The following is a 13,540-nucleotide window of genomic DNA, read 5'->3' on the forward strand; positions in this document are numbered from 1 at the left end:
TCCTCACCCCTCATTCCCGACAGCTTGATTGATCGATTGCCAGACACCGTCAATTTTGATGAACCACGTTGGCTCAAAGACGGCATAGCGGCTCGTTGAAATCTTATACGTCATCTCATATCCAATCCGGATTCCACTGATCTCTTTTAAGAGGTCAGCACGACTCAGACGTTCGAGAACCGTTTCAACAGCTGGCACCGTCTCTTCCCGAAGGATGAGCTTCCGCTTCGCTCGGAGCATGCTACGACTGAGCGACCGGACTTGATTTTCCTCATACATGATCTTCAGTGTCGCGAGATCGAACTTCGTCTGTTCGAGCAGCGGACCACTCTCCCCAAATACCGGATACCGGTTCAGATACAATCGGAACGTCGCCGTCTGTTCCTCACTCTTTTTACTCATCTGATCAAAGTAATACCGGAAACCACTGCGTTGGGTATCTTGATCGAGCCAGCCCCCATGAATGTTGACATAGCTGACGAGCGTGCTGTAATCGACGGTCGAGCTTTGGGTATTCGGCGATAACGTGTTGAAGCGATAGACATTATAGTTTCGGTCATACGTCGAAACGCTGACACCGTCCGTCAAGACGTCGAGATCATCCCGACTCTTGATTTGCTGGACGTTCGAGTTCTCGGCAAAAAAGGCACTCCGGATGCGATCGAGTGGTTTTGGCGATTGTCCGACCTCGTCATAGACGAAGACTTGCTCTAGTCGCGTCGTACCACTCGCGACATACGTATAATCGCCACCTTTGAGCTCGACGCGTGTCATCGGTTTTTTCTTATCATGTGCGAACAGTCGCTTCAGAACCGTCTCATCGCCGACGAGCTTGAAGTCCTTCAGGCGACCGGTCGCCGACTCGAGACGGAGAATTGGTCCATCATAATCGAGTAAATAGAGCCGTTTGATTGGTTCCGAGAAGGCGATTTGTTTTTCGCCGAGTAACTCTTCAAGAATCGTCGCACTGATCGGTGTCGGGAAAATCATCTCGACACTCCGGTCACCAACCGGGATGTTATTCGCTTTATCCGTCAAGACGAGGACACCGATGTTAAACGACGCACCGATGCGGTTAAGGAAGGTCCGACCGATGATTTGTGTCTGATAGATCCCTTCCTGATCCGAATAGACGAGTAGTTCCGGGTTAATCAGTTGGTTGCTTTCAATCGTCTTTGAGGCATCGATCTCGTTAAACGAGACCTGTTCCCGCTCGATTGATTCACTGCTTGGATGATAGGTCCAGAGCATCGCTGTCTGAGCGATCGAACCGGCGACAAGTAGGACGAGTAACAGCGAACTCCAGTGTTGTTTCTTCATCCGGCATCCACCTCTTCGATCACCTCATACGGAAGCGTGAAGTAAATCGTCGTGCCGCGTCCCCACTCACTTTCTGCCCAGATGTCGCCACCATGTGCTGAAACGACGTCTTTTGCGATCGACAGACCAAGACCGGTGCCGCCGATTTTACGGGCACGGGCTTTATCGACACGATAGAAGCGTTCGAAGATTTTTTGGAGATTCGCTTTCGGGATTCCGACACCTTCATCCTTGATGCTGATGACGATCCGTTTTGCCCGGAGCATCGTCCGGACGGTGATCGTTCCGCCTTCCGGTGAGTACTTGATTGCATTCGTCAGGATGTTGTCTGCGACCTGAATCAATTTATCCTGATCCCCACGGATATAGACTTTCCGCTTCATGATCTTACGACGGAAACGAATCCGTTCCGGCTTCGTCATGTCATGGCGATCGAGAATCTCATTCAGGAACTGAATGTAATCGAAGCGGACCTTGTTCATTTTGTATTCCTTACTGTCCATCTTCGACAGTTGTAAGAGATCGGTGACGAGGCGGATCATCCGCTCCGTCTCGTTTTGTGTCGTCTCAAGGAAACGCGGGGCGAGTTCCTCGTCCTGATACGCGCCTTCTGCCAAGGCTTCAAGATAGCTGCGCATCGTCGTCAGTGGTGTCCGGAGCTCGTGACTGACGTTCGCGACGAATTCGCGACGATCCTGTTCGACTTGCTCCTGTTCCGTGACGTCATGCAGGACGACGATCATCCCGGTTATTGGACCACTGTGTTTCTTGACGGGCGAGAAGAATGCCCGGACGAGGAACAGTTCATCCTCACTACTGAAATCAAGCAGACGCGGTGGCATCGTACCGTCTTCCGGAATCATGAAATCATCACCGAGTGCCAGTAAGTCCTTCAGGTTCGTGCCGACGACGCTCGCATCATCTGCACCGACGATATCCTTCGCTTGATCGTTCATCAAGATGACGCGCAGCGTCCGGTCCGTCGCGATGACGCCATCGGTCATGTTCTCTAGGACGCTCGTCAACTTCCGCCGTTCAGCTTCCGTCGTCGCGTTTGCTTCGAGCAACTCATCCGTCAATTCGTTGAACGAACGGGCAAGCTGACCGATCTCATCGTCCGAATAGACCTTAACCTTCCGCGAGAAGTTCCCGCGTCGCATCTCGATCGCTTGACGCCGCATATCGGAAATCGGGCGCGTGATCGTCCGCGACAGCAAGACACCAAGAATCGACGTGATGACGAGAGCGATGACCGTTCCGGTCGCAAGAATCCGCGTGACCTGTTGCATCTGCGAATAGATCGACTCCATCGAGGCGCGGACATAAATCATACCGGTCGTGACGCCGTCTCGTTCCGAGGTGACCGGTACGGCAAAGATCCGGATCTTATCCTCTGATTCCGGATCAAGCACGGTGTCCGTCCGGGTCGAGCTCGTTGCCTGTGCTTTTTTAATCAATGAATTCGTCGCTCGTTGTCCGACCGCCGACTGGTTCTCGTTATCCGATGTCGCCTGGATGATCGAGTCCTGGTCGATGATTTGAACTTCGAGGATGTCGTTCCTTGAGGTGGAGCCATTACTAAACTCAGACAGCAGTTGCCCTAGTGATTGGGACAACTGCCGTTTGGAGGCTTCATCATCGCCTGTTTTATCGAATTCCTTCCCGACGTTATAAGCGACAAGACCTGCCCGGTCCTCGACCGACTTCGAGAAGTTCGTAATGTACTGCTTTTCAAGGGAACGAACGAAATAGACGCCAATGACCTGCATCGCCACTAAGATCAATAAGGCATAGATGACGACGAGTTTCCATTGGATGGATTTAAAGAAGTTCGTTCCTTTTAACATCGTTATTCATTCTCCCCGTCTTGGAGATAGTAGCCGACACCACGACGCGTCATGATATAGACCGGCGTACTTGGGTTGTCTTCGACTTTCTCACGGAGACGACGTACTGTCACGTCGACTGTCCGGACGTCACCGAAGTAGTCATAGCCCCAGACCGTCTGTAACAAATGCTCACGTGTCATGACTTGACCGATGTTTTTCGCGAGGTAGTGCAACAATTCGAACTCACGCTGCGTCAGCTCGATTTTTTGATCCTTACGTGTCACCGTATGCGAATTCGTATCGATATACAGTTCTCCGACTTTGAGTGGACCTGGTCCAACGGGTTGTGGTGTAGCTTCCGGACTCGTGTTGCGTAAATGGACTTTCACGCGGGCAAGTAACTCGCGCGAGCTAAATGGCTTCGTCACGTAATCGTTCGCGCCAAGCTCAAGACCAAGTACCGTATCGATTTCGGAATCCTTCGCTGTCAACATGATGATTGGAATCTTCGACGTCTTCCGGACTTCCCGGCAGACTTCCATCCCGTCCATTAACGGGAGCATGATGTCGAGCAACATCAAATCCGGTTTGAACTCCTCGAATTTCTCTAATGCCTCCACGCCGTCATTTGCGATCGCGACCTGGTAGCCTTCTTTTTCTAATTTAAACTTGAGTATATCTGCAATCGGTAACTCGTCATCGACGACTAGAATTTTGCGTTCCGTCACTGGGTGTGCCCCCTTAAAAATTTCTATTCAATCTATTTTACCTGTTTTTTCGGCATATAGAAAGGTGGCGACGGAAACTCCCGGCGCCACTCTCTCTGCTGTTCGTCGTCTCACGAGAGAGGTTCCACGTGAAACACTGTATTTAGTATACCTGTTTTTGCTTCCGTTTGTGAACCATTTCGCACAAAAAACGGTGCTGACTCAAAAGTCAGTCTCGACAAAGATAGGGGTGGCAGAATGATGATCTGCCACCCCTATTCCGTAATAAAAAGAATGACGCTCACACGCCACTCCTACAGGAAAAGCGCATTGATGCGCTGTCAGAGACAAACAAGACCCGCTTTCCTGCTTAAATGAAGCAGGAAAACTGGCTTGTGTCTCGCCTGAGGAAAGGGCGTGAAAAGACGCGTCATTCTTTTTTAAGTCAGTCCTGTTGAGACTTATGCTTCTTCGTAGAGATCACGCAAGACGACTGTCTGTTCACGACCCGGTCCGACCGAGAACGTGACGAGCGAGATACCTGTGAGATCCGCAATCCGCTTAACGTAGTTCTGTGCGTTCAACGGTAGATCTTCAAAGCGACGGACACCTGTGATGTCCTCTTTCCAGCCCGGCAGTTCTTCGTAAACTGGAACACATGCTTCGAGATCACGGAAGCTTGCTGGGTACTCATCGATCTGTTTTCCGTTGAATTCGTATGATGTACAGATCTTCAACGTGTCGAGTCCTGTCAAGACGTCGATCGAGTTGAGCGCAAGATCCGTCAACCCACTTGTACGGCGCGAGTGGCGAACGACAACAGAGTCGAACCAACCAACACGACGCGGACGTCCTGTCGTTGTTCCGTATTCACGACCGACTTCACGGATTTGGTGCCCGATGTCATCGAACAATTCCGTTGGGAACGGACCGTCACCGACACGTGACGTGTACGCTTTACAGACACCGACGACGTGGTCGATCCGAGCTGGACCGACACCGACACCTGATGCGACACCGCCAGCTGATGCGTTCGACGATGTAACGAACGGGTACGTTCCGTGGTCAAGGTCGAGTAAGACACCTTGTGCGCCTTCAAACAACACTTTTTCGCCGTGATCAAGGCTATCGTTGACGACGACGGATGTATCGCAGACGTATTTCGCGAATTCTTGTCCATAGGCATAGTATTCTTCGAAGATATCGTCGAACGCGACTGGTTCAGCGTCATACATCTTCGTGAACATGCGGTTCTTTTGGTCGAGAACGATCTTCAACTTCTCAGCGAACGTTTCTTTGTCGAGTAAGTCTGCCATCCGGATACCGATTCGTGCGGCTTTATCCATGTAGCACGGTCCGATTCCTTTTAGCGTCGTTCCGACTTTTGCGTCGCCCTTCGCTTCTTCTTCTAACTGATCCTGCAACTGATGATACGGCAAGATGACATGCGCCCGATTCGAAATTAACAAGTTATCCGTTGAAACACCACGATCGTGCAGATACTTCAATTCCTTGACGAGTGATTTCGGGTTAACGACGAGACCGTTCCCGATGACACATTTCTTATCCGAGTAAAAAATACCTGATGGGATCAAGTGCAATTTGTACGTCTCGTTATTGAATACGATCGTATGTCCTGCATTGTCTCCACCTTGATAACGTGCTACGACGTCGGCTTGTTTCGAAAGAAAATCGGTGATTTTCCCTTTTCCTTCGTCGCCCCACTGTGTTCCGACTACTACTACTGATGACATCTTATCATCCACCTCCACGTACGATTCAAAACCACGACTAAGTGTAACGCGATAAAAAAAAGAAGTCAACCAAATACCGAACAATTAATTGTTACAATTCTCTTTCGTTCGTTTAATTATCGTTTTTGATGAATAAACTGAGAATCTTTAGGTGAAAATAAAAAAAGCTACGTTTTGTCTCCGATGATCGAAGACAAAGCGTAGCTTGGATTAAGCTGGTGGCGCATACGAGTTACTTGGCTCGAGATCCACGAACTTGTTGAATTCTTTTCGGAAGGCGAGTTTGACCGTTCCGGTTGGACCATTCCGCTGTTTTGCGATGATGATCTCAATCGTATTCGCATCTTCCGTTTCTTTATTGTAGTAATCGTCACGATACAAGAAGGCGACGATATCGGCATCTTGCTCGATCGCTCCCGATTCCCGGATATCCGACATCATCGGTCGTTTATCTTGACGACTCTCAACTCCACGGGAGAGCTGCGATAAGGCGATGACGGGGACTTCGAGTTCACGCGCGAGTGATTTCAAGGAACGGGAGATTTCCGAGACCTCTTGTTGACGGTTGTCGCTGGAGCGACCATTCCCTTGAATCAGCTGCAAGTAGTCGATCATGATCATCCCAAGACCGTGCTCCTGCTTCAAACGACGGCACTTCGCCCGGATATCGTTAACCCGAATCCCTGGTGTATCGTCGATGTAGATGCCGGCTTGAGACAGGTTACTCATCGCAAGCGATAACTTGCCCCAGTCCTCTTCTTCGAGTTGACCAGTCCGCAGACGCTGCGCATCGACGTTTCCTTCGGCACAGAGCATCCGCATGACGAGCTGTTCGGCACCCATCTCAAGACTAAAGATGGCAACGTTCTCGTCAGCGCGTGTCGCGACGTTTTGCGAGATGTTCAAGGCGAACGCCGTCTTCCCGACCGATGGACGTGCTGCGACGATGATTAGATCGTTACGCTGGAAGCCGGCCGTCATCTTATCGAGATCCTGGAAGCCAGTCGGAATCCCCGTCGTCTCGCCGCTTTGCTTATGCAATTTATCAATCGTTGCATAGGCACTCGTCAAGACGTCCGAGATCGGGATGAAGCTCGCGCTCCCTTTTCCTTGTGATACTTCGAGAATCTTCCGTTCTGCCTCGTTCAGCAGGACATCGACCTCGTTTTGCCGCTCGTATCCATCAGTGACGATTTCACCCGCCGTCCGAATGAGACGCCGAAGCGTCGACTTCTGGTCAACGACGTTGACGTAGTAATTGATGTTGGCTGCGGTTGGTACACCTTCCGCTAGTTCCGCTAGATACGGTAGACCACCGATCTCATCTAGGATGCCAAGCGTACTCAGCTCGGCTGTGACCGTGACGAGGTCGATCGCTTCGCCTCGGTCGGACAGCACGAGCATCGCTTCGAAGATCCGTTGGTGAGAGGCACGGTAAAAGTCCTGCGGTAACAGACGTTCTGATGCACTGATCAAACGATCCGCATCAATCATGATCGCCCCTAGGACGGCTTGTTCTGCCTCGATACTTTGGGGAGGCATATTTTGCATGACTTCACTCATCACCGTTCCCCTTTTCTACTCACGCCTCTTTGACCTGAACGTTCAGCGTCGCTGTCACTTCGTTGTGTAGCTTCAATGGTACCTTCGTAAAGCCGAGTGCCTTGATTGGGTGCTCGAGCTCGATTTTACGTTTGTCGATTTTGTAGCCCATGCTCTTGAGTGCTTCCGCGATCTGTTTGCTTGTGACAGAACCGAAGACACGACCGCCTTCACCGGCTTTCGTCGAGACGACGATCGTCTCTTTTTCGATTTTCTCTTTTAACGCTTGTGCGTCAAGCAAGTTCTGTTTCGCTTCTTCTGCTGCTTTACGTTCATGTGCTTCATGTTGCTTCAAGTTGCCAGTCGTCGCAGGACGCGCCAACTTTTTCTTGAAGAGTACGTTATTTGCATAAGCATCGGCCACGTCTTTGACGTCTCCTGCTTTACCTTGTCCTTTTACATCTTGTAAGAAAATAACCTTCATTCTGATTCCTCTCCTTTTGTCTCATCTTCTAGATATTGATCGATCGCTTTACGCAACGCATCCGCGACCGTGACGACCGATTCTGACATCTGTGTCGCCGCGTTCGTCAAGTGACCGCCGCCTCCGAGCGTCTCCATGATCAACTGGACGTTGACTTCTCCGAGTGAACGGGCACTGATCGCTGTCCGTCCGTCTTGAAGTTCCGCAATGACGAAGGCAGCACGAATGCCTTGAAGCGACAACAATTGATCAGCCGCTTGTGCGATCAAGACTTGATCGTGAATGACGCCAGGTTCTGCTGTCGCAATCGCCATCCCTTTCGTATAGACCTCGGACCGCTCGAGGATATGTGACTGCTCAACGTACGTCTCAAGATCCTGACTGAGGAACTCTTGCACGAGCACCGTGTCAGCACCTTGTGAACGCAAGTAAGAGGCAGCATCGAACGTCCGCGAGCCGGTCCGAAGGGCAAAGCCTTTCGTATCGACGATGATTCCGGCAAGTAACGCCGTCGCCTCAAGCATCGATAGCTTCTGATTCGTCGGCTGGTACTCGATCAACTCGGTGACGAGTTCTGACGTCGACGATGCGTAAGGCTCGAGATAAACGAGGACCGCATCTTCGATGAAGTCCTCCCCACGCCGGTGATGATCAATCACGACCATATGCTCGAATCGATCGAGTAACGTCGGCACGACGACGAGCGACGGTTTGTGGGTATCGACGACGACGAGTAACGTCTGATCGTCAATTAACTGATCGGCTTGAAACGCATTGACGAACCGTGTCTCGAGTTGTGGTACTTCAGCGATCTCGTCCATCATCCGGCGAATCCCACGACCGATTTCTTCTGGCGGTAAAACGATATGCGCTTCCTTATCGTTCATTTCCGCAAGCTTCAAAATGCCGATCGCTGATCCGAGTGCATCCATATCCGGATTCTTATGCCCCATGATCAGGACACGGCTCGATTCCTGCATTAAGTCACGAAGCGAGTTGGCAATGACACGTGCTCGGACACGTGTCCGTTTTTCTGTCGGATTCGTCTTGCCGCCATAAAAGCGGACTTTTCCATCGCGTTTGATGACGACTTGGTCGCCTCCCCGTCCTAATGCGAGATCGAGACTCGACTGAGCCATCAGACCAAGCGCCGGAATCGGGTCACTTCCGCAACCAATTCCGATCGATAACGTCAACTGGACACCACGCTGACTCGTCTCTTCGCGCACGGTATCGAGAATCGTGAACTTCGATCGTTCGAGAATCCGAAGATTCTCTTCTGTCGTGACGATGAAGTACCGATCAGATGCGGTTCGTTTGATATACGTTCCGTGTTCGGCTGCCCAGTGATTCAACAGTTGCGTAACTCGGCTGTTCAACTCACTGCGCAACTGATCTTCGATACCTTGTGTCATCTCATCGTAGTTATCGAGATAGATAACGCCGATGACTGTCTGATTATCGACGAGTTGTTGTTCGACTTGTGCTTCTTCTGTCATATCGAACAGATAGAACGTCCGATTCTCATGATTTGAAAAAACGCGATATACGGCATCACCGATTTCAAGCGTCGCTTGGTCCTCGTTCGTCGCGACCATTTCGATGAATAAGGGATCGAGCTCATTGAGCGTCTGTCCCATCGCTACATCATCAAAGATCTCCCGCATCGGATCATTGAACCAGGTGACGAGGGTTTCCTCATCGTATAACAAAATCCCGATTGGCATGTTCGTCAACGCATCTTGTCCCGTCTCCTCGACTTGCATCGAGATTCCGGCGACGTATGCCTCCCATGCCCTGCGTGCACGGCGTTCTTCGAATAGGTGCAATCCGAAGAGGAGGGCAGTCACGACGGCTCCGATAGCAGAGATGATCGGTTCACGTACAGCGACGACGAGAAGCAGACCGACGATTAATAGATACGGAATGAAGCGAACGATGCGTCGTTCTCGTTCCGGTGATACTTGTTGACCTGACTCCATCGTGTCCTCCTTATATGCTCTATAGGGTTCATTTAAATTTTTAGTAACTTGTTTATTATAACCGAAAAGCAGGAGGGGATGAAAGGGAAGCGAAAAAAAGCACCATCCTCACGCATGAGGATGGTGCTACGAAATCAGTCAGCCACGTATGGGATTAAAGCCATTTGACGTGCGCGTTTGATTGCGATTGTAAGTGGACGTTGGTATTTCGCTGAAGTACCAGTCACACGACGTGGAAGAATCTTACCGCGTTCCGAAATGAAACGTTTGAGAAGTTCTACGTCTTTATAATCGATATGAGTGATGTGGTTCGACGTGAAGTAACATACTTTACGACGACGTTTTCCACCTGGACGACGTGCCATGTGATTAACCTCCTTTTTAACTTGGATTTTTCAGGACGATTTCCTTAGAACGGGAGATCGTCGTCTGAAAGGTCGATCGAACTACCGCCGCTGAACGGATCAGCGCCGAAGCCCGAATTCGATGAAGCGGGTGCTGGCGAGGAAGAGTTGTTCTGCTGTTGCTGTGAACCCCATCCTGCAGCATTCCCGTTTCCACCAGTAGATGAAGCGTAGCCTTCGCTACCATCCGAAGAACGGCTCGCGTTACGTGACTCAAGGAAGCGGACGCTATCAGCGACGACTTCCGCACGATAACGGCGTTGCCCTTCTTTATCGTCGTAGCTGCTAATCTGGAGGCGACCCTCTACACCAGCAAGACTACCCTTCTTCAAATACTGAGCAACGTTCTCTGCTTGCTTGCGCCAAACGACGCAATCGATGAAATCAGCTTCTCGCTTCCCATCTTGCCCTGTGAAAGGACGGTCACATGCGAGTGTGAATCGCGTTACCGCAATCCCGCTCTGCGTATAACGCATTTCCGGGTCACGAGTTAACCGACCGACTAAAACGACGCGGTTAATCATCAGAATCACTCTCCTGTTTCAGCTTATTTCTCGTCTTTTGTGATCATTAAGCGAACGATATCGTCACTGATCTTCATGAGACGGTCAAGTTCTTTTGTAGCTGCTGGTTCAGCAGAAACATTAAGAAGAACGTAGAACCCTTCACGCATATCATTGATTTCGTAAGCGAAACGACGTTTACCCATTTCAGTTGTTTTATCAACTGTACCACCGTTATCAGTGAGGACTTTGTTGAAACGCTCCACTGTTGCTTTGCGTGCTTCCTCATCAAGTTCCGGACGGATGATGTAAAGTACTTCGTATTTACGCATATCTGTCACCTCCTCTTGGACTGGCGGCTCGAATGTTCGAGCAAGGAGCAATAATTCATTACTCACATTCGTTAATACTACCAAAGTATTTTGCTTTATGCAATAACGATTCGTTTTCGATTAGACGTTGAAGCGGAATGTGACGACATCGCCGTCTTGGAAGACATATTCCTTACCTTCTGAGCGGTAACGTCCTTGTTCCTTGACTGTCGCCATGTTGCCTGCCGCTGCTAAATCTTCGTACGAAACGACTTCTGCACGGATGAATCCACGTTCGAAGTCCGAGTGGATGACACCCGCACATTGCGGAGCTTTCATCCCTTTTTTGAACGTCCAAGCGCGTACTTCTTTTTCACCTGCTGTGAAGTATGTCGCAAGACCAAGCGTGCTGTATGCTGCATGGATCAATTGATCAAGACCTGATTCTTCGATTCCGAGATCGACGAGGAACTCTTGACGTTCTTCTGGCTCAAGCTCTGCAATCTCTTCTTCAATCCGAGCACAGATGACGATGACTTCAGAACCTTCTTTTTCTGCGAATTCGCGTACGAGACGGACGTTTTCGTTATTGTCCGCGTCTGCGACTTCATCTTCGCCAACGTTTGCAACGTAAAGCATCGGTTTCATCGTCAACAATTGGAAGTGTTTGACGAGAGCTGCTTGATCTTCGTTCAATTCAGCGAGACGTGCTGGTTTCTCGTCTTCGAGTAATGCTTGCACGATTTCAAGTGCTTCGAGTTCAGCCGCTGCGTTTTTATCGCGTGACTTGACTTGTTTTTGGACACGCTGAATCCGTTTTTCGACTTGCTCGAGGTCTGCGAGGATCAATTCGAGGTTGATCGTCTCGATGTCATCGATCGGTGAGACTTTTCCGGCCACGTGTGTGATGTTTTCATCGACGAAACAACGCACGACCTGACAGATCGCATCTACCTCACGAATGTTCGCGAGGAATTTATTTCCGAGACCTTCCCCTTTAGACGCGCCTTTTACGATACCTGCAATATCCGTGAATTCGAATGCTGTCGGGATCGTCTTTTTCGGGTTGACGAGTTCCGTCAATTTCCGAAGACGTGCATCTGGTACTTCAACGACACCGACGTTCGGGTCGATCGTTGCGAACGGGTAGTTCGCTGCCTCTACACCTGCTTGTGTGATGGCGTTAAAAAGTGTTGATTTTCCTACGTTTGGTAAGCCAACGATTCCTGCTGTTAATCCCACTTGGAATTCCTCCTTTTCGGTATTTCCTAGGAAATCCGTGCTAGCGGCCGCAGTGGGTAGAATGATTACACCACGTCAGCACATCTTTCACAATTATAGATAGTTCAATTTTTTTAAGCAAGGAGCTCGACCGTCTTTTTTACTCACGTCCTAACCGAACGCAACCGCTCCACTTAAGCAAGACAACAAAAAAGCGAATCTAATCACGAGGATCAGATCCGCTTTTCATTACTCTGGTAAGACTTTTTTCAATCGTTTATCAAAATCACGACGTGGCATCAAAATGCTTGCCCCGCAACCTTGACATTTGATTCGGATATCCATGCCGACCCGAATGATTTGCCATCGGTTCGTACCACATGGATGCTGCTTCTTCATCTCAACATAATCATGGAGTTGATACGTTTTTGGAATCATCCGTTTGTCCACCATTCTTTTGTTCTGGATTCATCATGACCATCCGTGGATACGGGATCTTGATGTTTTCTTCTTCTAGTCCTTGCTTCAATTCCTTCCGGATTAGACGACCGGCTTGGAAATGTTGCATCGGTGGTACTTCTGCCATCAAACGATAGACGACTTCAGAAGGACCAAGCGTCTGGACGCCAAGCATCTGAATCGGTTCGACGAACATATCGACATACTTCTTCGTTGTCCGGTCCGCGATCTCATGCAAGACTTGTTCGACCCGTTCGAGATCTTCGTCATAGGAGACTTGAACATCAACGAGCGCAAAACTGTTGTCGACCGAATAGTTCGTGACTTGCAAAATCTGACCGTTCGGGATGATGTGGATCTCCCCGTTGAGTCCTTTTAGTTTCGTCGTCCGGATTCCAAGTTCCGTTACGACTCCTTCGATCACACCGACGCGTACATAATCTCCGACTTTGAACTGGCGTTCGAAGATGATGAACGCTCCGGTAATGATATCTTGCACCAAGTTCTTCGCACCGAACGAAATCGCAAGACCGGCAATCCCCGCACTGGCGACAAGACCGGTGATGTTGATTCCGAACTGACTGAGTACCGTCAACAACATGACGATTCCGAGCACGTAACGAATCGCATTTTGGAGCAACTTCAGTAATGTCTCGTTCTGACGTTGCGCCAAGTAGTCCTGTTCATTGATTTTCCTAATCGTAAAGAGACGCGAGACTGCCCCAGTCAAAACGCGCGTTAACACATAGAACGCCGCGATGATGATGAGCGCAATCAGTAGTTTCATCCCAAAACGAATCCACATATCCGCATCCATTACTTGATTGATTAGTTTATCGACTTGGGCGACGGATTCTTGTACATCTTGATTGGTAGCCATTCTCTCATCCTTTCTTGTTCTCTCTATTACGACAGTATACGTGATTTTAATTGAGTTTCAACCAAAGAGCCGATTTTGACGTTAGATTTTTGGAAAAACCGGGAAAGGAAAATCATCTAAGAACCCTTCACTCTTGCCAATCCA

13 protein-coding genes are annotated in these 13,540 nt (G+C 49.7%); all 13 read right to left on the bottom strand.

The features are described from left to right. Positions 1-3: 3 nt before the first annotated feature. Complete coding sequence (gene yycH, locus NOM72_RS14170; RefSeq protein ID WP_023469842.1) at positions 4-1,320, bottom strand: two-component system activity regulator YycH; 1,317 nt, start codon at positions 1,318-1,320, stop codon at positions 4-6. Beyond that, entirely contained in the window at positions 1,317-3,167 is a 1,851-nt protein-coding gene (gene walK / locus NOM72_RS14175) for a cell wall metabolism sensor histidine kinase WalK (protein WP_055969786.1), read from the bottom strand. The genes yycH and walK overlap by 4 nt, the downstream gene beginning before the upstream one ends. A 2-nt stretch (positions 3,168-3,169) precedes the next feature. After that, positions 3,170-3,877 (bottom strand): response regulator YycF, encoded by a 708-nt coding sequence (gene yycF, locus NOM72_RS14180; protein ID WP_023469844.1) that lies wholly within the window; start codon positions 3,875-3,877, stop codon positions 3,170-3,172. A gap of 440 nt (positions 3,878-4,317) precedes the next feature. Further along, the gene (locus NOM72_RS14185; protein ID WP_035395447.1) at positions 4,318-5,610 is read right to left on the bottom strand and encodes an adenylosuccinate synthase; all 1,293 of its coding nucleotides are present in this window, start codon (positions 5,608-5,610) and stop codon (positions 4,318-4,320) included. Positions 5,611-5,820: 210 nt separating this feature from the next. Next, positions 5,821-7,173 carry a replicative DNA helicase gene (gene dnaB / locus NOM72_RS14190; protein ID WP_023469846.1) on the bottom strand — a complete coding sequence of 451 codons (1,353 nt, stop codon included), beginning with the start codon at positions 7,171-7,173 and terminating at the stop codon, positions 5,821-5,823. Between the two features lie 19 nt (positions 7,174-7,192). After that, on the bottom strand, positions 7,193-7,636 hold the full coding sequence (rplI, locus tag NOM72_RS14195; RefSeq protein ID WP_023469847.1) for a 50S ribosomal protein L9: 444 nt from the start codon (positions 7,634-7,636) through the stop codon (positions 7,193-7,195). Next, positions 7,633-9,618, bottom strand: coding sequence for a DHH family phosphoesterase (locus NOM72_RS14200; RefSeq protein ID WP_035395443.1), 1,986 nt, complete (start codon positions 9,616-9,618; stop codon positions 7,633-7,635). The genes rplI and NOM72_RS14200 overlap by 4 nt, the downstream gene beginning before the upstream one ends. 134 nt (positions 9,619-9,752) lie before the next feature. Then, complete coding sequence (rpsR, locus tag NOM72_RS14205; RefSeq protein WP_023469849.1) at positions 9,753-9,983, bottom strand: 30S ribosomal protein S18; 231 nt, start codon at positions 9,981-9,983, stop codon at positions 9,753-9,755. 44 nt (positions 9,984-10,027) lie between these two features. Then, positions 10,028-10,546, bottom strand: a complete 519-nt coding sequence (gene ssb, locus NOM72_RS14210; RefSeq protein WP_023469850.1) for a single-stranded DNA-binding protein — start codon at positions 10,544-10,546, stop codon at positions 10,028-10,030. A 23-nt stretch (positions 10,547-10,569) separates the two neighbouring features. Next, positions 10,570-10,857, bottom strand: a complete 288-nt coding sequence (rpsF, locus tag NOM72_RS14215) for a 30S ribosomal protein S6 (protein ID WP_023469851.1) — start codon at positions 10,855-10,857, stop codon at positions 10,570-10,572. 120 nt (positions 10,858-10,977) lie between these two features. Continuing rightward, complete coding sequence (gene ychF / locus NOM72_RS14220; RefSeq protein ID WP_023469852.1) at positions 10,978-12,078, bottom strand: redox-regulated ATPase YchF; 1,101 nt, start codon at positions 12,076-12,078, stop codon at positions 10,978-10,980. 228 nt (positions 12,079-12,306) lie between these two features. Then, entirely contained in the window at positions 12,307-12,495 is a 189-nt protein-coding gene (locus NOM72_RS14225; RefSeq protein WP_023469853.1) for a DUF951 domain-containing protein, read from the bottom strand. Next, positions 12,467-13,396: a mechanosensitive ion channel family protein gene (locus NOM72_RS14230; RefSeq protein WP_023469854.1), complete on the bottom strand. Its 930-nt coding sequence runs from the start codon at positions 13,394-13,396 to the stop codon at positions 12,467-12,469. Before NOM72_RS14230 ends, NOM72_RS14225 begins: the two co-directional genes overlap by 29 nt. Positions 13,397-13,540 lie beyond the last annotated feature (144 nt).

This window comes from Exiguobacterium sp. LL15, from assembly GCF_024436095.1.
GTDB classification, from domain to species: domain Bacteria; phylum Bacillota; class Bacilli; order Exiguobacteriales; family Exiguobacteriaceae; genus Exiguobacterium_A; species Exiguobacterium_A indicum.

What these genes read in the sequence shown, in the direction of transcription:
- yycH (WP_023469842.1), bottom strand. Translation starts at nt 1,320, where the DNA reads ATGAAGAAACAACACTGGAGTTCGCTGTTACTCGTCCTACTTGTCGCC.
- walK (WP_055969786.1), bottom strand. Translation starts at nt 3,167, where the DNA reads ATGTTAAAAGGAACGAACTTCTTTAAATCCATCCAATGGAAACTCGTC.
- NOM72_RS14185 (WP_035395447.1), bottom strand. Translation starts at nt 5,610, where the DNA reads ATGTCATCAGTAGTAGTAGTCGGAACACAGTGGGGCGACGAAGGAAAA.
- dnaB (WP_023469846.1), bottom strand. Translation starts at nt 7,173, where the DNA reads ATGAGTGAAGTCATGCAAAATATGCCTCCCCAAAGTATCGAGGCAGAA.
- rplI (WP_023469847.1), bottom strand. Translation starts at nt 7,636, where the DNA reads ATGAAGGTTATTTTCTTACAAGATGTAAAAGGACAAGGTAAAGCAGGA.
- NOM72_RS14200 (WP_035395443.1), bottom strand. Translation starts at nt 9,618, where the DNA reads ATGGAGTCAGGTCAACAAGTATCACCGGAACGAGAACGACGCATCGTT.
- rpsR (WP_023469849.1), bottom strand. Translation starts at nt 9,983, where the DNA reads ATGGCACGTCGTCCAGGTGGAAAACGTCGTCGTAAAGTATGTTACTTC.
- ssb (WP_023469850.1), bottom strand. Translation starts at nt 10,546, where the DNA reads ATGATTAACCGCGTCGTTTTAGTCGGTCGGTTAACTCGTGACCCGGAA.
- rpsF (WP_023469851.1), bottom strand. Translation starts at nt 10,857, where the DNA reads ATGCGTAAATACGAAGTACTTTACATCATCCGTCCGGAACTTGATGAG.
- NOM72_RS14225 (WP_023469853.1), bottom strand. Translation starts at nt 12,495, where the DNA reads ATGATTCCAAAAACGTATCAACTCCATGATTATGTTGAGATGAAGAAG.
- NOM72_RS14230 (WP_023469854.1), bottom strand. Translation starts at nt 13,396, where the DNA reads ATGGCTACCAATCAAGATGTACAAGAATCCGTCGCCCAAGTCGATAAA.